Origin of the sequence: Xanthomonas sp. 3498, from assembly GCF_014199795.1 — a bacterium.
Classification (GTDB): domain Bacteria; phylum Pseudomonadota; class Gammaproteobacteria; order Xanthomonadales; family Xanthomonadaceae; genus Xanthomonas_A; species Xanthomonas_A rydalmerensis.
The window spans coordinates 189,120-208,066 of sequence record NZ_JACHOH010000007.1 but is presented as its reverse complement, the minus strand read 5'-3'; the positions used below and the strand labels follow the sequence as shown (position 1 = coordinate 208,066).

21 protein-coding genes and 2 tRNA genes are annotated in these 18,947 nt (G+C 69.5%); 13 read left to right on the top strand and 10 right to left on the bottom strand.

What is annotated here, in order from left to right; genetic code table 11:
• Positions 1-6: 6 nt before the first annotated feature.
• From trpD to GGR66_RS18265, 3 genes are all read left to right on the top strand, one after another.
• Positions 7-1,065, top strand: coding sequence for an anthranilate phosphoribosyltransferase (gene trpD / locus GGR66_RS18275; protein ID WP_160966421.1), 1,059 nt, complete (start codon positions 7-9; stop codon positions 1,063-1,065).
• Positions 1,066-1,229: 164 nt separating this feature from the next.
• Positions 1,230-2,027 (top strand): indole-3-glycerol phosphate synthase TrpC, encoded by a 798-nt coding sequence (gene trpC, locus GGR66_RS18270; protein ID WP_160966423.1) that lies wholly within the window; start codon positions 1,230-1,232, stop codon positions 2,025-2,027.
• Entirely contained in the window at positions 2,024-2,761 is a 738-nt protein-coding gene (locus tag GGR66_RS18265) for a haloacid dehalogenase-like hydrolase (protein WP_184449630.1), read from the top strand. The genes trpC and GGR66_RS18265 overlap by 4 nt, the downstream gene beginning before the upstream one ends.
• Before the next feature lie 85 nt (positions 2,762-2,846).
• Here GGR66_RS18265 and GGR66_RS18260 read toward each other — a convergent pair whose 3' ends face one another.
• The 3 genes from GGR66_RS18260 to crp all read right to left on the bottom strand — a co-directional run bounded on the left by GGR66_RS18260 (position 2,847) and on the right by crp (position 5,530).
• Entirely contained in the window at positions 2,847-3,863 is a 1,017-nt protein-coding gene (locus tag GGR66_RS18260) for a glycoside hydrolase family 5 protein (protein ID WP_255421773.1), read from the bottom strand.
• A gap of 191 nt (positions 3,864-4,054) precedes the next feature.
• A complete protein-coding gene (locus GGR66_RS18255; protein ID WP_160966429.1) occupies positions 4,055-4,813 on the bottom strand; it encodes a sulfite exporter TauE/SafE family protein in 759 nt (252 codons plus the stop codon).
• 27 nt (positions 4,814-4,840) lie between these two features.
• The gene (gene crp, locus GGR66_RS18250) at positions 4,841-5,530 is read right to left on the bottom strand and encodes a cAMP-activated global transcriptional regulator CRP (protein ID WP_160966431.1); all 690 of its coding nucleotides are present in this window, start codon (positions 5,528-5,530) and stop codon (positions 4,841-4,843) included.
• Positions 5,531-5,677: 147 nt separating this feature from the next.
• Here crp and speD point away from each other — a divergent pair, with 147 nt between their 5' ends.
• Positions 5,678-6,472: an adenosylmethionine decarboxylase gene (gene speD / locus GGR66_RS18245; protein ID WP_017910332.1), complete on the top strand. Its 795-nt coding sequence runs from the start codon at positions 5,678-5,680 to the stop codon at positions 6,470-6,472.
• A 117-nt stretch (positions 6,473-6,589) separates the two neighbouring features.
• Positions 6,590-6,907, top strand: a complete 318-nt coding sequence (locus GGR66_RS18240; RefSeq protein ID WP_160966433.1) for a multidrug efflux SMR transporter — start codon at positions 6,590-6,592, stop codon at positions 6,905-6,907.
• A 19-nt stretch (positions 6,908-6,926) separates the two neighbouring features.
• Here the strand turns inward: GGR66_RS18240 and GGR66_RS18235 are convergent, their stop codons facing one another.
• The gene (locus GGR66_RS18235) at positions 6,927-7,391 is read right to left on the bottom strand and encodes a hypothetical protein (protein ID WP_184449627.1); all 465 of its coding nucleotides are present in this window, start codon (positions 7,389-7,391) and stop codon (positions 6,927-6,929) included.
• A gap of 234 nt (positions 7,392-7,625) precedes the next feature.
• Entirely contained in the window at positions 7,626-8,270 is a 645-nt protein-coding gene (coq7, locus tag GGR66_RS18230) for a 2-polyprenyl-3-methyl-6-methoxy-1,4-benzoquinone monooxygenase (protein WP_048489304.1), read from the bottom strand.
• 214 nt (positions 8,271-8,484) lie between these two features.
• Between coq7 and rplM the strand changes: the two genes are divergently transcribed.
• Together rplM and rpsI are read left to right on the top strand one after the other, a co-directional pair.
• The gene (gene rplM / locus GGR66_RS18225) at positions 8,485-8,913 is read left to right on the top strand and encodes a 50S ribosomal protein L13 (protein ID WP_010341420.1); all 429 of its coding nucleotides are present in this window, start codon (positions 8,485-8,487) and stop codon (positions 8,911-8,913) included.
• A 2-nt stretch (positions 8,914-8,915) separates the two neighbouring features.
• Positions 8,916-9,308, top strand: coding sequence for a 30S ribosomal protein S9 (rpsI, locus tag GGR66_RS18220; protein ID WP_010341421.1), 393 nt, complete (start codon positions 8,916-8,918; stop codon positions 9,306-9,308).
• A 432-nt stretch (positions 9,309-9,740) separates the two neighbouring features.
• Here rpsI and GGR66_RS18215 read toward each other — a convergent pair.
• Together GGR66_RS18215 and GGR66_RS18210 are read right to left on the bottom strand one after the other, a co-directional pair.
• Positions 9,741-9,815 (bottom strand) — tRNA-Gln (locus GGR66_RS18215).
• Between the two features lie 41 nt (positions 9,816-9,856).
• A tRNA-Met gene (locus GGR66_RS18210) sits at positions 9,857-9,933 on the bottom strand.
• A gap of 120 nt (positions 9,934-10,053) precedes the next feature.
• Here GGR66_RS18210 and GGR66_RS18205 point away from each other — a divergent pair.
• From GGR66_RS18205 to bfr, 3 genes are all read left to right on the top strand, one after another.
• Positions 10,054-10,665 (top strand): RNA pyrophosphohydrolase, encoded by a 612-nt coding sequence (locus GGR66_RS18205; protein ID WP_160966437.1) that lies wholly within the window; start codon positions 10,054-10,056, stop codon positions 10,663-10,665.
• An 80-nt stretch (positions 10,666-10,745) separates the two neighbouring features.
• Positions 10,746-10,955, top strand: coding sequence for a (2Fe-2S)-binding protein (locus GGR66_RS18200; RefSeq protein WP_160966559.1), 210 nt, complete (start codon positions 10,746-10,748; stop codon positions 10,953-10,955).
• 109 nt (positions 10,956-11,064) lie between these two features.
• Positions 11,065-11,535 (top strand): bacterioferritin, encoded by a 471-nt coding sequence (gene bfr / locus GGR66_RS18195; RefSeq protein WP_160966439.1) that lies wholly within the window; start codon positions 11,065-11,067, stop codon positions 11,533-11,535.
• 395 nt (positions 11,536-11,930) lie between these two features.
• Here the strand turns inward: bfr and GGR66_RS18190 are convergent, their stop codons facing one another.
• The 3 genes from GGR66_RS18190 to GGR66_RS18180 are packed head-to-tail and all read right to left on the bottom strand — an operon-like array spanning position 11,931 to position 17,148.
• A complete protein-coding gene (locus GGR66_RS18190) occupies positions 11,931-14,558 on the bottom strand; it encodes an ATP-binding protein (RefSeq protein ID WP_255421772.1) in 2,628 nt (875 codons plus the stop codon).
• A 2-nt stretch (positions 14,559-14,560) separates the two neighbouring features.
• Positions 14,561-16,486: an EAL domain-containing response regulator gene (locus tag GGR66_RS18185; RefSeq protein ID WP_184449625.1), complete on the bottom strand. Its 1,926-nt coding sequence runs from the start codon at positions 16,484-16,486 to the stop codon at positions 14,561-14,563.
• Positions 16,487-16,521: 35 nt separating this feature from the next.
• Positions 16,522-17,148: a DUF4126 domain-containing protein gene (locus GGR66_RS18180; protein ID WP_184449623.1), complete on the bottom strand. Its 627-nt coding sequence runs from the start codon at positions 17,146-17,148 to the stop codon at positions 16,522-16,524.
• A 186-nt stretch (positions 17,149-17,334) separates the two neighbouring features.
• Here GGR66_RS18180 and GGR66_RS18175 point away from each other — a divergent pair, with 186 nt between their 5' ends.
• The 3 genes from GGR66_RS18175 to erpA are packed head-to-tail and all read left to right on the top strand — an operon-like array spanning position 17,335 to position 18,947.
• On the top strand, positions 17,335-18,069 hold the full coding sequence (locus GGR66_RS18175; RefSeq protein WP_160966445.1) for a DUF6776 family protein: 735 nt from the start codon (positions 17,335-17,337) through the stop codon (positions 18,067-18,069).
• A 7-nt stretch (positions 18,070-18,076) separates the two neighbouring features.
• The gene (locus tag GGR66_RS18170; RefSeq protein WP_160966447.1) at positions 18,077-18,529 is read left to right on the top strand and encodes a polymer-forming cytoskeletal protein; all 453 of its coding nucleotides are present in this window, start codon (positions 18,077-18,079) and stop codon (positions 18,527-18,529) included.
• 31 nt (positions 18,530-18,560) lie between these two features.
• Positions 18,561-18,947, top strand: a complete 387-nt coding sequence (erpA, locus tag GGR66_RS18165) for an iron-sulfur cluster insertion protein ErpA (protein ID WP_160966449.1) — start codon at positions 18,561-18,563, stop codon at positions 18,945-18,947.

Here is an 18,947-nt window from a genome sequence, read left to right as displayed (position 1 = left end):
TCCCCCATGACCATCACCCCCCAGCAAGCCCTGCAACGCACCATCGAGCATCGCGAGATCTTCCACGACGAGATGGTCGGGCTGATGCGGCAGATCATGCGCGGGGAGGTGTCGCCGATGATGACCGCGGCCATCCTCACCGGGCTGCGGGTCAAGAAGGAGACGGTCGGCGAGATCGCCGGCGCGGCGGTGGTGATGCGCGAGTTCTCGCGCACCGTGCCGGTCGTCGATCGCACCCACATGGTCGACATCGTCGGCACCGGCGGCGACGGCTCGCATACCTTCAACATCTCCACCTGCGCGATGTTCGTCGCCGCGGCCGCCGGCGCCAAAGTCGCCAAGCACGGCAACCGCAGCGTCTCCTCCAAGTCCGGCAGCGCCGACGCGCTGGAGGCGCTGGGCGCGGCGATCGAACTGCAGCCCGAGCAGGTGGCGCAGGCGCTGGACGCCACCGGCATCGGCTTCATGTACGCGCCGGTGCACCACCCGGCGATGAAGGTGGTGGCACCGGTGCGGCGCGAGATGGGCGTGCGCACCATCTTCAACATCCTCGGCCCGCTGACCAATCCGGCCGGCGCGCCGAACATCCTGATGGGCGTGTTCCACCCCGACCTGGTCGGCATCCAGGCGCGCGTGCTGCAGGAACTGGGCGCCGAGCGCGCGCTGGTGGTGTGGGGCCGCGACGACATGGACGAACTCTCGCTCGGCGCCGGCACCCTGGTCGGCGAACTGCGCGACGGCCAGGTCCGCGAGTACGAGGTGCACCCGGAGGACTTCGGCATCGCCATGTCGGCCAGCCGCAACCTCAAGGTCGCCGACGCCGCCGAATCGATGGCGATGCTGCGCGCCGTGCTCGACAACGCGCCGGGCCCGGCGCTGGACATCGTCGCCTTCAACGCCGGCGCGGCGCTGTACGTGGCCGGCCTGGCCGAGGACATCGGCGCCGGTATCGCCCTGGCGCGCGCGGCCATCGCCGATGGGCGTGCGCGGGCCAAGCTGGAGGCGTATGTGGCATGTACGCAGGGTCTGGTCGGGGCCCGGGACCCGGGACCCGGGACCCGGTAAGAGCGCAGTTCGCCGATCTGCGGCGATTCGCGTCCGGCCATCCAGTCGTCAGTTGCAACACGTGCATGGCGGCCTAGGCGGTTGCGGGTCCCGGGTCCCGGGTCCCGATCCCTTCTTTACCCCACATCGCCGATAATCCGGCCATCCCCCAGGATCCCAACCGCATGAGCAGCGACATTCTCCGCACCATCCTCGCGCGCAAGGCCGACGAGATCGCCGCGCGCAGCGCGCGCGTGCCGCTGGCCGAGCTGGCCGCCCGCGCGGAGGCCATGCCGCCCACCCGCGGCTTCGCCCGCGCGCTGCAGGCCGCCATCGCCAACGGCGATCCGGCGGTGATCGCCGAGGTCAAGAAGGCCAGCCCGTCCAAGGGTGTGATCCGGCCCGACTTCCACCCGGCCGACATCGCAGTCAGCTACGAATTCGGCGGCGCCGCCTGCCTGTCGGTACTGACCGACGAGGATTTCTTCCAGGGCCACGACCGCTATCTGCAGCAGGCGCGCGATGCCTGCACGCTGCCGGTGCTGCGCAAGGATTTCACCATCGATCCGTACCAGGTCTACGAGGCGCGCACGCTCGGCGCCGACTGCATCCTGCTGATCGTGGCGGCGCTGGACGACCTGCAACTGGCCGAGCTGTCGTCGCTGGCGCTGCAACTGGGCATGGACGTGCTGGTGGAAGTGCACGACATCGACGAACTGGAGCGCGCACTGCAGGTGCCGGCGCCGCTGATCGGCATCAACAACCGCAACCTGCGCACCTTCGAGGTGTCGCTGCAGACCACCCTGTCGATGCAGGACGCGGTGCCGCGCGACCGCCTGCTGGTCACCGAAAGCGGCATCCTCGGCCCGGACGACGTGACGCTGATGCGCGGCGCCGGCGTGCATGCGTTCCTGGTCGGCGAGGCGTTCATGCGCGCCGAGGAGCCGGGCGAGGCGCTGCGCCAGCTGTTCTTCGCGGCATGAGCGCGCAGGATCCGAGCGCGTATCCGCTGCCGCGTGCCGATGCGCCGCTGGTGGTGTTCGATTTCGACCACACCCTGTACGACGGCGACTCCGGCAGCCACCTGTTCGCCTGGCTGATCAAGCGCAATCCGCTGCGCCTGGCCGCCGCGGTGCTGGCCACGCCGTTGCTGGGGCCGCTGGTGGCGATGCTGCCGACCCGGCGCACCGGCATCTCCGGCTATGTCTGGATCGCCAGTTTCGGCCTGCGCCGCGCGCGCGAGTTCAACCGCATCATCGACCAGTACGTGCTGCAGCACCAGGCGCAGATCCGCCAGCGGCTGCTGCCGCAGGCGCTGGACGTGTTCGCCCGGCACCGCGCCGCCGGCGACCGGGTGGTGGTCGCCACCGGCGCGCCGCCGGAACTGGCGCGCGCCATCCTCGGCTTCGTCGCGCACCAGGACGTGCCGGTGGTCGGCAGCCTGATCGGCCCGCGCCTGGGCGCGGTCACCGCCACGCGCCACTGCCACAACGAGGAAAAGATGCGCATGCTGCGCGAACTGGGCTACGGCGAGATCGCCATGGCCTATTCCGACAGCACCGCCGATCTGCCGCTGCTGCAGGCCGCGGCCGCGCCGGTGGTGGTCAATCCCAAGCACAGCGCAGTGGCGGTGTTCCGCCGCGTGCTGCCGTCCGGCACGCCCATCCTCAACTGGGGCTGCCGCGACCGCGCCGGCGAGGCCGTCGCTTCCGAGTGAGTCACTGCGCCGCGTCGCATTCGGCGACGCAGCGTCCACGGCCGCGCCTCGTCAGCGCCGTTCGTACGGGTGCTGCCTGCGGCGATCAACTGCCGGACTTGGCGTACGTGCTGTCGCTGCCCACCAGCGCATGGTGCAGCGGCGCGACCCACTGGCCGCGGTCGATGTCGTAGGCGCCGAAGCTGCCCTCGAATTCCCAGTACGCCCAGGCGAAGTGGCGCTTCTCCGCGGCATTGACCACGGCCACGGTCCAGGCCAGTCGATCGGCCGGCGGTGCCTGCTCGTAGGCGCCGAACTCGCCCAGCAGCACCTGCCGATGGTGCGCCTTGGCCCAGGCCGCGATGCGGTCGAACTCGCCGTACAGCTTGGTGCGGTCGGCCGCGCTGCCCCAGGCCACGCCGGTGTGGTCGCGGATGTCCGCAGGTGCCCACGGCGCGCCCTGGTGGGTGAAGCGGAACGGGTTGTAGTAGTGCACGGTGACCAGCAGGTGCGTGTCGTCGTCGGGCAGGCGCAGGCTGTCGAGCGCGGTGAAGGAATTGCTGTTGCCCGGGCCCACCACCACCGTACGGGTCGGGTTGTCGCGGCGGATGATCTGCAGCGCATCGCGCAGCAGCTCGTTCCACACCGCGCTGGTCATCTGGCCGTTGGGCTCGTTGAGGATCTCGAACAGCACCGACGGCGGCGCATGGCGGTAGCGCGGGGCGATCTGGCTCCAGAACGCCAGCAGCTTGGTCCGGCACACCGCCGCATCGGCGGCGCAGGGGTGGAAGTCGTGTTCGTCCAGGATCACGTTCAAGCCCGCCGCGGTGGCCTGGTCGACCACCGTGTCCAGCGTCTTCAGCCAGGTCGGGTCGAGCTGGTTGGCCGCGTCCATGTGCGCGAAGGCCTGCAGGTTGACCCGGACCGTGCGGAAGCCGCCGTCGCGGATCGTGCGGTACAGCGGCGGGCGGAAGCGCGCCTTCGCCGGGTCGGTCCACAGCGGGTCGTAGCCGAGGATGTTGACCCCGCGCCCGAGCCGGGCGAAGGCGTCGTCGGCCTGCGCGCGCGGCGCAGGCAGCGCCAGGCACAGCAAGGCCAGGAAAAGCGGAACGGCACGGCGCATGGCGGTCTCGCGGGGCAGGGGCGGGGCGAGACGTGCAGCCATCGGCGGCAGCGTCCCGGCCGCGATCATCGCGCGGCCCGCCCCGGGAAAAGCGAACGCGGCCTAACCGCCTGCAGCGCAGCCAGCACCGCGTCAGATGCCGCCGACGCCGCTCCTGCGAATCCCCAATCCCGACTCCCGACTCCCGGGCATCAGCCCACCCACCGATACAGCGCGCTCCCCACCTGATACAGGCTGATGCCCAGCACCAGCAGGCCCACCGACACCAGCACCCAGCGCTCGCGCACGCGCTTGACCAGCAGCGCCGCCAGCGGCGCGGCGAGCATGCCGCCCACCAGCAGGCCGAGCACGATGTCCAGGTGCTGCACGCCCATGGTCAGCAGGAAGGTCAGCGAGATCGACAGCGTCACCAGGAACTCGGCGGCGTTGACCGTGCCGATGGTGGTGCGGGCCTGGCCGCCGTGCGCGAGCAGGGTCGAGGTCGCCACCGGCCCCCAGCCGCCACCGCCGCTGGCGTCGAGCAGGCCGGCGACGAAGCCCAGCAGCGGCACCCGCCGCACCTCGCGGCGCGGCAGCGCCCGTCCGGCCGCGCGCAGCAGGATCAGCACCGCCAGCGCGAGCAGGTACAGATAGACGAAGGGGCGGATCAACTCGCCCGGCAACTGCGTCAGCACGTAGGCGCCGGCGACGCCGCCGACCATGCCGGGCAGTGCCAGGCGCAGGAACAGCCGCTTGTCGACGTTGCCCAGGGCCAGGTGCGACAGCCCGGAGGCACCGGTGGTGAACACCTCGGCACTGTGCACGCTGGCGCTGACCACTGCCGGCGGCAGGCCCAGGCTCAGCAGGACCGACGAGGAGACCAGGCCGAAGGCCATGCCCAGCGCGCCGTCCACCAGCTGCGCGGCCAGGCCGACCAGCACGAACCAGTAGAAGGTCTCGCTCAGCAGCATCGCGCCGGGCCTATCGACCCATGGCGGTCAGCGCGCGCCGTACAGCACCACGGTCTTGCCGCGGGCATGCAGGATGCCGTCGACCTGCAGCTTCTTCAGCACGCGGCCGGCCATCTCGCGCGAGCAGCCGACCAGTCGTGCCAGTTCCTGCCGCGACACGCGCAACTGCATGCCCTGCGGGTGGCTCATCGCCTCCGGCTCCTGCGCCAGGTCGTGCAGGGTGCGCACGATGCGGTCGGTGACGTCCAGGAACGCCAGGCGGCTGGCCTTGCGCGAGGTGTCCAGCAGGCGCTTGGACAGCTGCACACCGATCGCGAACAGCACCCGCGGCGCATCGGAGGACAGCGAGCCCAGGAACAGCTGATGCAGGCGCTCGTAGCTGATCTCGGCCAGCTCGCAGGGCGTGCGGGTGCGCAGGATCACCTCGCGCTGGTCGGATTCGATGAACAGGCCCATCTCGCCGACGAACTCGCCGCTGCCGAAATAGCCCAGCACCAACTCGCGGTCGTCATCTTCCTCGGCGATGATGCTGACCGAGCCGCTGACCACGTAGTACAGGGTGCCGGCCGGATCGCCGGGCCGGAACACGTCCGTCCGCGCCGGATAGCGGCGACGGTGGCTGTGGGCCAGGAAGCGGTCGATGGTGGCGGTGTCCAACGTCAAAGGACTTGGAGCGATGCGCACAGGTGCTGCAGTGGATGTGTTTCCGGGGCTCATGGCGGCTTCGCTACGGCGTAATTCCTGAAGCTTAACGGGACGCGTTCGCGGCGGCAAACTAGAGACGGACGCCACGTTTCGCGACGCGGTCATTTGGCTCATAATTGATTGGCTTTCCCCCCGACCCACTTCCAGAGGATCCACGCCGTGGTCAAGCCGTTGCCTCGTCTGAGGCTGCAAGGTTTCAACAACCTCACCAAGGCGTTGAGCTTCAACATCTACGACGTCTGCTACGCGATCTCCGAAGAGGAGCGCCAGCGCTACATCGAGTACATCGACGAGCAGTACGACGCCGACCGCCTGACCCAGATCCTCACCGATGTGGCCGAGATCATCGGCGCCAACATCCTCAACATCGCGCGCCAGGACTACGATCCGCAGGGCGCCTCGGTGACGATCCTGATCTCCGAAGAGCCGGTCATCGACAAGAAGGCCGCGGGCAAGGAGATCATTTCCGATGCCGTGGTCGCGCACATGGACAAGAGCCACATCACCGTCCATACCTACCCGGAAACCCATCCGCAGCACGGTATCGCCACGTTCCGCGCCGACATCGATGTCGCCACGTGCGGCGTGATTTCGCCGCTGAAGGCCCTCAATTACCTGATCGAGAGCCTGGAATCGGACATCGTGATCATGGACTACCGCGTGCGCGGCTTCACCCGCGACGTGAAGGGCAAGAAGCACTACATCGACCACAAGATCAACTCGATCCAGAACTTCCTGGCCAAGAACGTCAAGTCGCGCTACGAGATGTTCGACGTCAACGTCTATCAGGAGAACATCTTCCACACCAAGATGCACCTGAAGGACTTCGACCTGGACCAGTACCTGTTCGAGGAGAAGGCCAAGAACCTCTCGTTCAAGGAGCGCATGCGTATCGAAGCGCTGCTCAAGCGCGAGATCGAGGAGCTGTTCCACGGGCGCAATCTGTCCGAGTAAGCGACCTCGTACCGGCGGGACGGCCCGCCCGCAGCCTGCGCTGCGACCCCTGCCGACGGCGGCCCGATGTGCAGACATCGGGCCGTTTTCATTTGGATTTGTCTACGGAGAAAGACAATGCCTTGGATCTACCTGTTGCTCGCCGGCCTGTTCGAGATCGGCTTCGCCCTCGGCCTGAAGTACAGCGAAGGCTTCACCCGGCCCTGGCCGACCGTGGCCACCCTGGCCGGTGCCGGCCTGAGCCTGTGGTTGCTGACCCAGGCGCTCAAGCACATCCCGCTGGGCACCGCCTATGCGATCTGGACCGGGATCGGCGCATTGGGCACGGCCACGCTCGGCATCGTCCTGTTCGGCGACAGCGCCTCGCCGGCGCGGCTGGCCTGCATCGGCCTGATCGTGGTCGGGGTGATCGGCCTGAAGCTGGTCGGCCACTGAGCGCGGGCCAGCGCTGGGCTCAGGCGACGACGGTGCGGCGCCGGGTCAGCACCCGGCCGATCAGCATCCGGTGCGCGATCACCGCCAGCAGGGCGACGATCGACAGCACGATCATCGCGCGGGTGAACACGCTGCCGAGGTTGCCGGCGTGCTGCAGCTGGTCCAGGCGCCCGAAGCGCGAGGGGTCGGCGTTGGCGTAGGCGATCTCGACGGTGGCACCGTCCAGCAGCAGCGGCGCGGCTTCGGCACCGCTGGCTTCGAAGGCGCCGCTGTGCAGGCGGCCCTTGCTCTCGAACACGTAATGGAAGCGGTAGCGCACCAGCGGCTCGGTCTGTACGCCGAAGGCGCCATCGGCGATCACCGGCACGGTGGCGACCGAATGGTCGCGCAGGATCGCGCTGGCCTGGCGATAGTCGCCGAGCAGGTGATGCAGCAGGGCGCCGCCGCCGAGCGCGAACAGGCTCGCGAACAGCAGGCGCGACAACCAGCGGGTGCGGGGCGAAGGCAGATGGAGGTGGAGCGAAGAGGCGGGCATGGCAATCGGCAGGCGGAGCGCACGCGGGCGTGACTCGGCGGGGGTACATCGGATGACTGCGGCACGGGGAGATGCTGCGGCGGAAGCGGCGTGCGTCGACGTGGATCAGTCAGCGTTCGTTCACTTTAACCCGATTGGGCCGACAATGCCAGTCGGCCCGGTCGCAGCCCGACCGGCGGGCGGCTACAGCCGATAGGCGACCGCCTTCATCAGCCGCGAGGCGGCGGCCATGACCGTGGGGATCGGCGGCGGCAGGCGCCGCGCCCCGGCCTGTTCGGCATGCTCGGCGTGGCGGGCCTCGTCGGCCTTCATCACCTTCAGCACGTCGCGGCTGCGCAGGTCCGCCGGCGGCAGGGTCTGCAGGTGTTCGTCCAGGTGCGCCTCGACCTGACGCTCGGTCTCGACCACGAAGCCCAGGTTCCAGCCGTCGCCGCGCAGCCCGGCCAGGGTGCCGATCGCGTAGCTGCCGGCGTACCACAGGGGATTGAACAGGCTGGGGCGGCTGTCCAGTTCGCGCAGCCGCGCCGCGCACCAGGCCAGGTGGTCGGTTTCTTCCTGCGCCGCCTCCAGCAGGTGCGCACGCGTGGCCGGATCGCGCGCGACCGCGGCCTGGCCGAAGTACAGGCCCTGCGCGCAGACCTCGCCGACGTGGTTGATGCGCATCAGGCCGGCGGCATGGCGCCGCTCGTCCGGCGCCAGCACCACATCGGCGGTGGCCGCGGCGGGATAGGGGCGCTGCGCCGGCGGGTCGCCGAACACGGTTTCCAGCGCGCGCTGGGCCTCGACCAGGGCGCGATCGAGCGGGGAATGCTGGCGGCTGGCCGTCATGGGGGAAGCCCGGAAGCGGTGGGGAACCCCGATTTTCGCCGCCGGCCGGCGCACTGCCAAGCGCGCCGCCGGTCCTGCCGACTCCGGCAGGGCGGACTTGCGCGCTGCGGCCGGGCCACGTAGAATTCCGCCTCTTGCGTTTTTGCAATTCACAACGCGTGGCAAAGTTCCGGCCGTTCGCTGCAGGAATCCGCCCGACCAACCGAGTCTGATCATGAGCACCTTCACTGCTAAGTCCGAGACCGTCCAGCGCGACTGGTATCTCGTCGACGCCGCCGGCAAAACGCTGGGCCGGCTTTCCACCGAACTGGCCCGCCGCCTGCGCGGCAAGCACAAGCCGGTCTACACCCCGCACGTCGATACCGGCGATTACCTGGTGGTGATCAATGCCGAGAAGATCGTCGTCACCGGCAACAAGCTCAAGGACAAGAAGTACCACCGCTTCACCGGCTACATCGGCAACCTGAAGACCGAGAGCCTGGAGCAGGCGCTGGAGCGCCACCCGGAGCGCGTGATCGAAATCGCCGTCAAGGGCATGCTGCCCAAGGGCCCGCTGGGTCGCGCGATGTACCGCAAGCTCAAGGTCTATTCCGGTGCGGAGCATCCGCACGCCGCTCAGCAGCCGCAGGTTCTGGATATCTAATCATGGCGATTTCGCAAAACTACGGCACTGGCCGCCGCAAGTCCTCCACTGCCCGCGTGTTCCTGCGCAAGGGCACCGGCAACATCTCCGTCAACGGCCGTCCGCTGGACGAGTTCTTCGGCCGCGAGACCGCGCGCATGATCGTGCGCCAGCCGCTGGAGCTGACCAAGAACACCGAGAGCTTCGACATCCTGGTCACCGCCACCGGCGGCGGCACCACCGGCCAGGCCGGTGCGATCCGTCTGGGCATCGCCCGTGCGCTGGTCGAGTACGACGAAACCCTGAAGACCGAGCTGCGCAAGGCCGGCTTCATGACCCGCGACGCCCGCGAAGTCGAGCGTAAGAAGGTCGGTCTGCACAAGGCCCGTCGCGCCACCCAGTTCTCCAAGCGCTGATCCATCGCGCCTGGCGTGGGCTCCTTCGGGAGCTCGCTGGGACCAAGCAAAAGCCCGGCTTCGGCCGGGCTTTTTTCGTTTGGGACTCAGCTCCGCAGTGCTAGCCGGCACTCCATTTGGATGCCGGAGCTGGACAGTGGCGGCGGCGATGGGTCGCTCGCGATTTCATCGTCTAGCGCAAGGTCGGTATTCAACAGGCTTGGCAGGCGATTGCAGTTCGCCTGCAGCTCGATGAGTCTGCATCAACCGTCTGGTGAAAAGCCCCCTTGGAGTCCAAGGGGGCGCGCCGACAGGCGCGGGGATGTGGAGGCGGAAGGCCGGGGCCCGCACCTTGCGCAGCAAGGTGTGGGGCGCAGGTGCGTAGCGCCTGCGCGAACCCGCAGCCAAACACACAAAAAAGGCCGATCGAAAGATCGGCCTTTTTTGTGTGTTTGGCTGCCCCGGATGGATTCGAACCACCGAATGCCTGAGTCAGAGTCAGGTGCCTTACCGCTTGGCGACGGGGCAATGTGGACTGCAAGTATCGCACGCCTTGGGCGTACACACCATGGTGGCTATGGGTGGACTCGAACCACCGACCCCAGCATTATGAGTGCTGTGCTCTAACCGGCTGAGCTACATAGCCTTGGTGAACCGCTAATTCTTATAGAGAAGCGGGCGGCTGTCAACGGGTTTCTACGCTGCTTGTGGCCCGGCCGCAGCCATGGCAGAGTCGGAGCCAGTAGATTTTTCAGGAGTCCGCATCGTGATCGATCCGGACGGCTATCGACCGAACGTAGGCATCGTGCTGATGCGGCCGGATGGTCAGGTGTTCTGGGCACGTCGTGTGCGCCGGGACGGCTGGCAGTTCCCGCAGGGCGGCATGAACACCGACGAGACCCCGGTGGAGGCCATGTACCGCGAGTTGCGCGAAGAAACCGGGCTGTTGCCCGAGCACGTGGAAGTGCTCGGCGCCACCCCCGGTTGGCTGCGCTATCGCCTGCCCAGCCGGGCCATCCGCCGCAACGAGCGCCAGGTCTGCATCGGCCAGAAGCAGGTCTGGTTCCTGCTGCGGATGCAGTGCGACGAGAGCCAGCTGAACCTGGAACTGACCGAGACGCCGGAATTCGACCACTGGCGCTGGGTCGATTTCTGGTACCCGGTGGAGCACGTGGTGCTGTTCAAGCGTGGCGTCTACGCGCGGGCGCTGCGCCACCTGGCGCCGCTGGCGCAGAGCATCGCCGGTGCCGGCATCCGTGCCATGCCGACCCTGGCCCAGGAGGCCTGGTTGCCGGGCAATACCGCCGGCCACGATCGGCCGCGCAAGCGTCCACGCAAGCGCGGCGGGCCCTGGGCGGCGCGGATTAATAACGATTAACGGGCGGAATTGACAACCATTCTCACTTTGGTTTGAATGGGCGCCAGGCGCAGTCCGCGCCGTTCGCCGCCAAGCCCGCCGTGTACGTCTGCATCTGCAATGGGGTCACCGATCGCCAGATCCGCGAAGCCGCCGAAGCCGGCTGCCGCAGCGTGTCCGAACTGACCATGCGTACCGGTTGCGGTGCCACCTGCGGCTCCTGCCTGGACATGGCCGGCGACCTGCTGCAGCGCGCGCTGAGCCGCGAGCTGCCATTGCCGGTGCTGGGCGGCCTGGCCCGCGCCGCCTGAGTCCCGTCGCCGCGCTGCGGCGCATTCGGGATGATCACGATTCGCGTTCCTTCACGCCGCGGCGCGATTCGCTAGAGTCTGCGCTTTCCGGCTTTACGCGAGCGATGCAATGAAGGGCGACAGCAAAGTCATCGAGTTCCTCAACAAGGTCCTCTACAACGAGCTGACCGCGATCAACCAGTACTTCCTGCACGCCAAGATGCTGAAGAACTGGGGCCTGAAGGAACTGGCCGAGCACGAGTACAAGGAATCCATCGACGAGATGAAGCACGCCGACAAGCTGGCGGACCGCATCCTGTTCCTCGAGGGACTTCCCAACTTCCAGGCACTGGGCAAGCTGCGCATCGGCGAGAACCCCAAGGAAATCCTCGAGTGCGACCTGGCGCTGGAGCAGGAAGGCACCGTCACCCTGCGCGACGGCATCGCCTACGCCGAATCGATCCAGGACTACGTCAGCCGCCAGTTGCTGGCCGACATCCTGGAATCGGAAGAAGAGCACATCGACTGGCTGGAAACCCAGCTCGACCTGATCGAGCGCATCGGCGAGCCGAACTACCTGCTGACCAAGCTCGACGACTGAATCGTCGGCGCATGACGCCGCGGCGCTGGCCTGTGTCCGCGCCGCGCTGGATGCTGTTCGCCCCGCACTCCCGGATATGCGTCGGCGTTGTCGTGTGCGTGTAGGAGCGCCTTCAGCCGCGACACGGTGCCGGCTGAAGGCGCTGATCCTGAAAAGCGGCACATGCCGCTCCTGCGCGGGTCCATGCGGACGGCATAGCATCGGCATCGCGCGACGTCGCTCTCTTTGTGCGAGCGGCTTTTCAGCCGCGATGGCTTTACCGGTAACGCCCTGTCGCGGCTGACGCGGCTCCTACTAGGAAAGCAGCAGGCCGTGCGTCTGCGTCTTCGATGCACTGTGGCCAGGTCTTGCGGGCGATCGTGTCGCCCGCAGTCGTGGCGCAGTGCGATGCCGCGCTACGGCGCGGCGGGTTCGGCGTTGTCGCGAACGCTGGCGCGGTAGCCGCTCAGCGCCAGGCGCGCGCGTGCGAACTCGGCGATCACCAGGGCGACTGCGACCACGGGGCGATCCAGGGTACCGGTGCGCACGCCCGACTCGATGCGCAGTGCCGCTGCCGACAGCGCCAGTGCGCCGAGGTTGGCGGCCGAGGATTTCAGCGTGTGCGCGGCCTCGCGCAGCGCGTCGGGCTCCGCCGTCGCCGCGGCCTGCTCCAGGCGCTGGATCAGCAGCGGCGCATCGGCCAGGAACAGCTCGACGATCTGCGCGACGCTGGCGCTGCCGATGACATCGCGCAGTTCGTCGAGCACGGCGATCTCCAGTACCGGCGCCGGCACGGCGGGGGGCTCGACCACCGCGTCGGCGTCGGTCGCGTCGGTCGGCGCGGACGTCGCCACGGTGGATGCCGATGCCGCATCGGGCTTTGCGGCAACCGGTGCCTGCGCTTCGACCTGTGTAGCGGGCTGCGCCTCCGCGGATGTCTTGGCAAGAGGGATCGTGTCCGGCACCTGGCCGCTCGCGGCGATCTCCGGCGCTGTTTGCGATGCCGCTGCGGCGGCGGGCTCGGGCGCGAACGCCGCGCTGGCCGGCATGGCCACCGGCTGCAGCGGCAGCCAGCGTTGCAGGCAGGCCTCCAGCCGCGTGCGGTCGATCGGCTTGGACAGGTAATCGTCCATGCCGGCATCGAGGCAGCGCTGGCGGTCGCCGGCCATCGCGTTGGCGGTCATCGCCAGGATCGGCAGGCGCGGGCGTCCCGTCTCGGCCTCGCGCTGGCGCCATTGCCGGGTGGCGGCGTAACCGTCCAGTACCGGCATCTGGCAGTCCATCATCACCAGGTCGTAGGGCTGCCGCGCCAACTGCGCCAACTGCGCCAGCGCGGCGGCGCCGTCCTCGACGCTGTCGGCGTGGTGGCCGAGCGATTCCAGCAGCCGCTTCGCCACCATCAGGTTGACCGGATTGTCCTCGACCAGCAGCAGCCGGTAGCCGCTGCGCGGCGGTGGCGCATCGGTCACGGCGGTCGCCGGGTCCGCGGCGAGCACCGGCGCGGGGGTGTGCACGGCGTCGGTCGCGAAGGCGTCGTGGTAGAACTCGCCAGCGTTGGCGGTGCCGTCGCCCGCGGCTTCATTGGTCAGGCTCGGGGTCGCCGGCGCCAGCGCCAGCATGCTGCGCAGGTCGATGTCGGCGGCCTGCCGCGACAGCAACGCGCCGTGCGCGCGGATCTCCTCGGGAATGTCGGCCTCGCCGTACAACCAGATCAGCCGCGCGGTCTGCGGCGCCGGCAGTCGCGCCACCGCGCGCTGCAGGGCGCGCGCGCTCTGCCGCAGGCCGTCGAGGTCGCCGATCACCAGGTCGTAGGCCGGGCGCACGCCGCTGCCGTTGCCGCGCAGCCGCTCCAGCGCTTCCTGGGTCGAATCGACCTTGCTCACCTGCACGCCCCAGTTCGGCAGCAGTACGCTCAGGCGTTGCTGCAGGCGCTGGTCGGCGCCGACAAGCAACGCATGCAGCCGCGGCAGCCCGCCCGGGCTCTGCGGCAGGTCGCCGATCACCTTCAGCAGCGGAATCTCGAACCAGAACGTGGCGCCCTGGCCCTGCCGCGACACGACGCCGATGCGCCCGCCCATCAGCTCGACGATGCGCTTGCAGATGGTCAGGCCCAGCCCGGTGCCGCCATACAGGCGGGTGGTGGAGGCGTCGGCCTGGGTGAAGGCCTGGAACAGGTGCTCCTGGCGATCGGCGCTGATGCCGATGCCGGTGTCGCGCACCTCGAAGCGCAGCAAGTGCTGCGCCGGAGTCTCGCCGAGCCGGCGCACGCCCAGGTCGATGGCGCCGCGCGCGGTGAACTTGACCGCATTGCCGAGCAGGTTGCTCAGCACCTGGCGCAGGCGCACCGGATCGCCGCGCACCGGCAGGCGCACCGCCGGGTCCAGTTGCAGCGCCATGCGCAGGCCCTTGGCCTCGGCCGCGCGCTGCATCAGCTCCAGCACGCCGTCGAGCAGCTCGCGCAGGTTGAAGGTGGTGATCTCCAGCTCCAGCCGGTTCGCTTCGAGCTTGGAGTAATCGAGGATGTCGTCGACGATGCGCAGCAGCTGCAGCGAGGAGGTGCTGGCCGCGCGCAGCATCTCGCGCTGGTCCAGGCCGAGCGGGCCGCGCCCGATCAGCTCCAGCATCGGGATGATGCCGTTGAGCGGGGTGCGGATCTCGTGGCTCATCGTTGCCAGGAACTCGCCCTTGGCCAGCACCGCCGCTTCAGCCGCCTGGGTGGCCGCCTCTGCGGCCTGCTTGGCCTGCAGCAGCTCCTTTTCCAGCCGCTCGCGCGCGTGCACGTCGTGCTGCAGGGCGTTGCGCTCGGACTCGGCCAGGGCCGCACGCGCCAGCGCCGCATCCAGGCGTTCGATCTGCTGGCGCGCCCGGCAGCCGGCGACGGTGGCCAGGGCCGCGGCGGCGGCCATGCACAGCGGCGCCAGCCAGTGCCACGGCGCCGGCAACGGCAGCGCCAACGGCGGCAGCGCCAACAAGGTGCCGGCGACGGCGAGCGCCGCGGCGAAGGCCGCCGGCCACGGAACGGGCCGGCGTCTGCGGTCGGACATGGCTAGAGCACCGCGTTCTGGAAGTCGAAGTTCAGCTGGTCGCCCACCGACTGCACCAGGTTGCCCTGGATGAAATCGACTCCGCCCATCCACATCGCCGCTGCCGCCTGCGCCTGCTCGATCTGCTGGCCGATGATCAGCAGCCCGGCGCGGTGCGCCAGATCGATGGTGGCGCGCAGTTGGTCGCGGAGTTCGGGATCGGCATGCGCGCCGGCGAAGCGCGCCGACAGGCGCAGATAGCCCAGCGGCAAATGCGCCAGCAGCGCTTCGGCTTCGGCGCCCGGTTCGAACTGGCTGATGCAGAACTGCACGCCCAGCGGCATCAGCCGCGCGCAGAACTGCTGCAGCGTGGCGGTGTGGACCAGGGCATCGTCCAGGCGCAGGTCGATCACCAGCGACGTACCGGTGACGCCGCGGCGGCCGATGGTCTCGATCAGCCACTCGGCGAAGGCGGTGCGCGCCAGCGTACGCGTGGACTGCGAGACGAACAGGCGCAGCGGCGGGGTGGCGTGCTGGTACAGATGCAGCAGGCCCAGCGCGTGGTCCAGCACCTGCTGGTCGAGGTCGGCGATGCGTCCGCCGGCTTCGGCGGCCGGCAGGATCTGTCCGGCCGAGAGCAGGCTGCCGTCGCGCTGACGCAGGCGCAGCAGCACCTGGTATTGGGCGATGTCGCCGCCGGCGACAGCGACGATCGGCTGGTAGGCCGGCTCCAGTTGCCCTTCCAGCATCGCGATGCGCTGCAGATCCTCTTCCGCCTGAGGCGGCACGTAGACAGCGACGCCCTGCGGATGCAGCCGCGCCTGCAGTGCGCTGCGTTCGACCGCCTCCAGCGCGCTGCCGGCGTCCTCGAAGCCATGGCCGAAGTCGGCGTAGCCGACCGCGCAGCGCAGATGCAGCGCCTCGTCCTCGCGCAGCGCGAAGGCGTGGCCGGACAGGGTGTCGCGCAGGCGCTGCGCGCGTTGCCGCTGCGTGTCGGCGTCGGCGTCCTCGGCCAGCAGCAGGAAGCTGTTGTCATTGAGCCGCGCCAGCGGCTGCGGCGCGGTGATGCCGGCCAGGCGGCGCCCGGCCTGCACCATCAGCCGCTCGAACGCGGCGTAGCCGTAGCGTTCGCGCAGGCCGAGCGCGCTGGCGATCTCGATGAAGTACAGGCTGCCGGGGCGGCGCGCGCGCAGCGTCGTGTCCAGCAGTTGCAGCAGATGGGCGCGGGTCGGCAGGCCGGTCTCGGGGTTGTTCAGCGGCACCGCCTCGGCGTGGCCCTGCTGGGCCTGTTGGCGGGCACGGCGGATGCGATTGGACACCGCGGCGATCAGGTGCCGCGGCCGGATCGGCTTGGTCAGGAAATCGTCGGCGCCGCTGTCGAGCACTTCGTACTCCAGCTCCGGATCCGCGTCGCCGGACAGGAACACGATCGGCAGCAACTGATGCTGCGGCTGCTGGCGGATCAGCGCGGTCAGGCGCATACCGTCCAGTCCCGGCATGTGCAGGTCCATCAGGATCAGGTCCGGCCGGTAGTCGAGGATGGCCTGCTGCACGCCTTCGGCCTGCATCTGCACCTGCGCGTGCATGCCGGCGCCATGCAGCACGCTCTGCGCGAACAGCGCCTGCGCGCGGTCGTCCTCGACGATCAGCACGCGGTACGGCGCGGCCGCTTCCTGTGCGGCGTGATCGGCGTCGGCGTCGGCGACCAGGAAGGCGGCCGCGCTGGCGTCGGCCGGGCCATCGTCGTGCTCGCTGCTGGCCAGCGGCATGGCGGACGCCGCGGCGTGGTCGGCAGGCGCGCGATCGGAGGCGAGGTCGGCGGGCGCGGCGACGTGCTCCGCGTCGCCGACCCAGCGGCGCCAGTAGTGCGGCGGCGGAGTCTCGGCGCGGACGGCGCGCGCGCGCGGGTCCTCGCGATGGGAAAGCGGAGCGGCGTCGTTGGCGGGCATCGCGTCTGGTTCCTGGTGCACGTCCAATTATGCGATCAAGTTCGCGAAGGCTGCGTGCCTTGCGGCGCGGCGGGCGCCGAAGCCGACGCCAGCAGGCGGCGCATGCCCCGCCACAGCAGGCGCCAGGTCCACCACACCAGCAGCGCGCCGAGCGCGCTCGCCGTCAGCACCACCGCCAGCGCCAGCCACGGATGCGCCAGGGCCAGGGCCAGTGCGGCGATCACCACCGAATCCTCGGCCAGCGAGGCGATCCAGTTGCTGGCCGGCTCCGGCGAGGTGTTGAGCAGGGCGCGGGTGCCGGCCTTGAGCACGTGGCTGGTCAGCGCCACGCCGGCCCCGGTGGCGAGCGCGCCGGCGCTCAGCTGGCCGTCGGGCGAGAGCGTGGCCGCGGCCAGGAAGGCGCCGGCCGGAATCCGGGTCAGGGTCTGCAGCAGGTCCCACACCGAATCCACACCGGGGATCTTGTCGGCGAAGAACTCGGCCAGCGCCAGCGCGCCGGAGGTGCCCAGCACCCACCACGACTGCGTCGCCTGCAGTGCCGGCGGCAGCTCCAGCCAGCCGCACAGGCCGGCCAGGCCGATGCCGAACACGGTCAGGTAGACGCGGATGCCGGCCAGCCAGGCCAGCAGGATGCCGATTACGAAGAGATGGGCGTCGGTCATGGCAGGCGCTCCTGCAACTGCACGGATGCCGGCCACTATCGGCCAAGCCCGCCACGAAGGCCAGCCCGCGGCGCGGGCTGGCCGTGCAGTCCGGCGCCGCTCAGGAGGGTGGCTTACACTAGGTGGCCCAGCAGGCCGACCCGCGAGGATCGACGCCGGCGCCGCCTTGGTGGCGCGGCCGCGCGCATGAACCGACCCGTTCCCCGTTTCCAGATCGTGCCCAATGGCGCTACGCCGCCGCGCGGCCGGACCGTCTGGCTGTTGCTCGCCGGGCTGTGGCTGCTGTCGCTGGCGCTGACCTGGTGGCTGGCCAGCCGCCAGGCCGCGCCGCGGCTCAGTGCGGTCAGCGCGCAGTTGCGCGAGGCCGAGCGCAACCTGCAGGCGCAGCAGCGGCAGATCGAGACGCTCAACCAGCGCCAGGCCACCCTGGCCCGCTCCGACCAGATCAGCCGCGCCGCCAACAACGAGGTGCAGAGTTCGCTGGCCGAGCGCGACGAAGAGATCGCCGGATTGCGTGCCGACGTGGCGTTCTACGAGCGCCTGGTCGGCGCGACCAGCCAGCGCAAGGGCCTGAGCGTGCATTCGGTGGAGTTCTCCGCCGAGGCCGGCGGCACCTGGCGCTACAACGTGGTGCTGACCCAGAACCTCAACCGCGGGGCGATCAGCCAGGGGCAACTGCGGCTGACCGTGGAGGGCGTGCGCGGCGGCAAGCTGACCAGCGTCGGCTGGGACGAATTGCACCAGAAGACCGGTGTGCCCGGGCAGGACTACTCGTTCCGCTACTTCCAGCAGCTGGATGGCAGCGTGATCCTGCCCAAGGGCTTCACTCCGCAACGGGTGCGGGTGGTGTTGAGCGGCGGCGGGGCGCCGGTCAGCCAGACCTTCGATTGGACATTGGCCGGTAACGGCAAAGGGGAATAATCAGCCTATGTTTGGGAACAAGAACAGCCGCAACAGCGGCCAGACCGTGGTCGATACGCTGATCGGCGCGCAGGTGGTGATCCGCGGCGACCTGGTGTTCAGCGGCGGGCTCTACGTGGAAGGGCGCATCCTCGGCAAGGTCGTGGCCGAGGACGGCGCGCCGGCCACGCTGACCCTGTCCGAGCACGGCAGCATCGAGGGCGAGGTGCGCGCGCCGGTGGTCATCATCAACGGCCAGCTGATCGGCGACGTGCACGCGGCCGAGCGCGTGGAGCTGGCGTCGAAGGCACGGGTGCAGGGCAACGTGCACTACCAGGTGGTGGAGATGAACGCCGGCGCACAGCTGACCGGGCGCCTGATCCACGCCGGCAGCCTGGTCGCGCTGGCGCCGCCGGAAGCGCACCGCGAGCAGGCCGGCAGCGACGCCGAGCCGCCGCGTGCGCTGACGGCCGAGACTTGATTCGGGCGCCGTCCGTCCCCATCCTGCCGCCATGAGCACTCTCGTTTCCCTGCCGGGCGCCGCGCCCACGCCCGACTACCAGTCGCTGGAGCGGCCGTTGAACTTCACCGCGGCCGCCGCGGCCAAGGTGCGCGAGTTGATCCGCGAGGAAGGCAACGACGCGCTGGCGCTGCGCGTGTACATCCAGGGCGGTGGCTGTTCCGGCTTCCAGTACGGCTTCGAGTTCGACGAGAACCGTGCCGAGGACGACCTGGCGGTGCAGACCGACCAGGTCACCCTGCTGGTCGACCCGCTCAGCCTGCAGTACCTGATGGGCGCGGAAGTGGATTACAGCGAGGGCCTGCACGGGGCGCAGTTCGTGATCCGCAATCCCAACGCCAAGACCACCTGCGGGTGCGGCAGCAGCTTCAGCGTGTAG

What these genes read in the sequence shown, in the direction of transcription:
- GGR66_RS18260 (WP_255421773.1), bottom strand. Translation starts at nt 3,863, where the DNA reads ATGCGCCGTGCCGTTCCGCTTTTCCTGGCCTTGCTGTGCCTGGCGCTG.
- GGR66_RS18190 (WP_255421772.1), bottom strand. Translation starts at nt 14,558, where the DNA reads ATGTCCGACCGCAGACGCCGGCCCGTTCCGTGGCCGGCGGCCTTCGCC.
- GGR66_RS18265 (WP_184449630.1), top strand. Translation starts at nt 2,024, where the DNA reads ATGAGCGCGCAGGATCCGAGCGCGTATCCGCTGCCGCGTGCCGATGCG.
- trpD (WP_160966421.1), top strand. Translation starts at nt 7, where the DNA reads ATGACCATCACCCCCCAGCAAGCCCTGCAACGCACCATCGAGCATCGC.
- GGR66_RS18175 (WP_160966445.1), top strand. Translation starts at nt 17,335, where the DNA reads ATGAACCGACCCGTTCCCCGTTTCCAGATCGTGCCCAATGGCGCTACG.
- coq7 (WP_048489304.1), bottom strand. Translation starts at nt 8,270, where the DNA reads ATGACGGCCAGCCGCCAGCATTCCCCGCTCGATCGCGCCCTGGTCGAG.
- GGR66_RS18170 (WP_160966447.1), top strand. Translation starts at nt 18,077, where the DNA reads ATGTTTGGGAACAAGAACAGCCGCAACAGCGGCCAGACCGTGGTCGAT.
- bfr (WP_160966439.1), top strand. Translation starts at nt 11,065, where the DNA reads ATGAAGGGCGACAGCAAAGTCATCGAGTTCCTCAACAAGGTCCTCTAC.
- erpA (WP_160966449.1), top strand. Translation starts at nt 18,561, where the DNA reads ATGAGCACTCTCGTTTCCCTGCCGGGCGCCGCGCCCACGCCCGACTAC.
- GGR66_RS18240 (WP_160966433.1), top strand. Translation starts at nt 6,590, where the DNA reads ATGCCTTGGATCTACCTGTTGCTCGCCGGCCTGTTCGAGATCGGCTTC.
- trpC (WP_160966423.1), top strand. Translation starts at nt 1,230, where the DNA reads ATGAGCAGCGACATTCTCCGCACCATCCTCGCGCGCAAGGCCGACGAG.
- GGR66_RS18185 (WP_184449625.1), bottom strand. Translation starts at nt 16,486, where the DNA reads ATGCCCGCCAACGACGCCGCTCCGCTTTCCCATCGCGAGGACCCGCGC.
- rpsI (WP_010341421.1), top strand. Translation starts at nt 8,916, where the DNA reads ATGGCGATTTCGCAAAACTACGGCACTGGCCGCCGCAAGTCCTCCACT.
- GGR66_RS18255 (WP_160966429.1), bottom strand. Translation starts at nt 4,813, where the DNA reads ATGCTGCTGAGCGAGACCTTCTACTGGTTCGTGCTGGTCGGCCTGGCC.
- rplM (WP_010341420.1), top strand. Translation starts at nt 8,485, where the DNA reads ATGAGCACCTTCACTGCTAAGTCCGAGACCGTCCAGCGCGACTGGTAT.
- GGR66_RS18180 (WP_184449623.1), bottom strand. Translation starts at nt 17,148, where the DNA reads ATGACCGACGCCCATCTCTTCGTAATCGGCATCCTGCTGGCCTGGCTG.
- crp (WP_160966431.1), bottom strand. Translation starts at nt 5,530, where the DNA reads ATGAGCCCCGGAAACACATCCACTGCAGCACCTGTGCGCATCGCTCCA.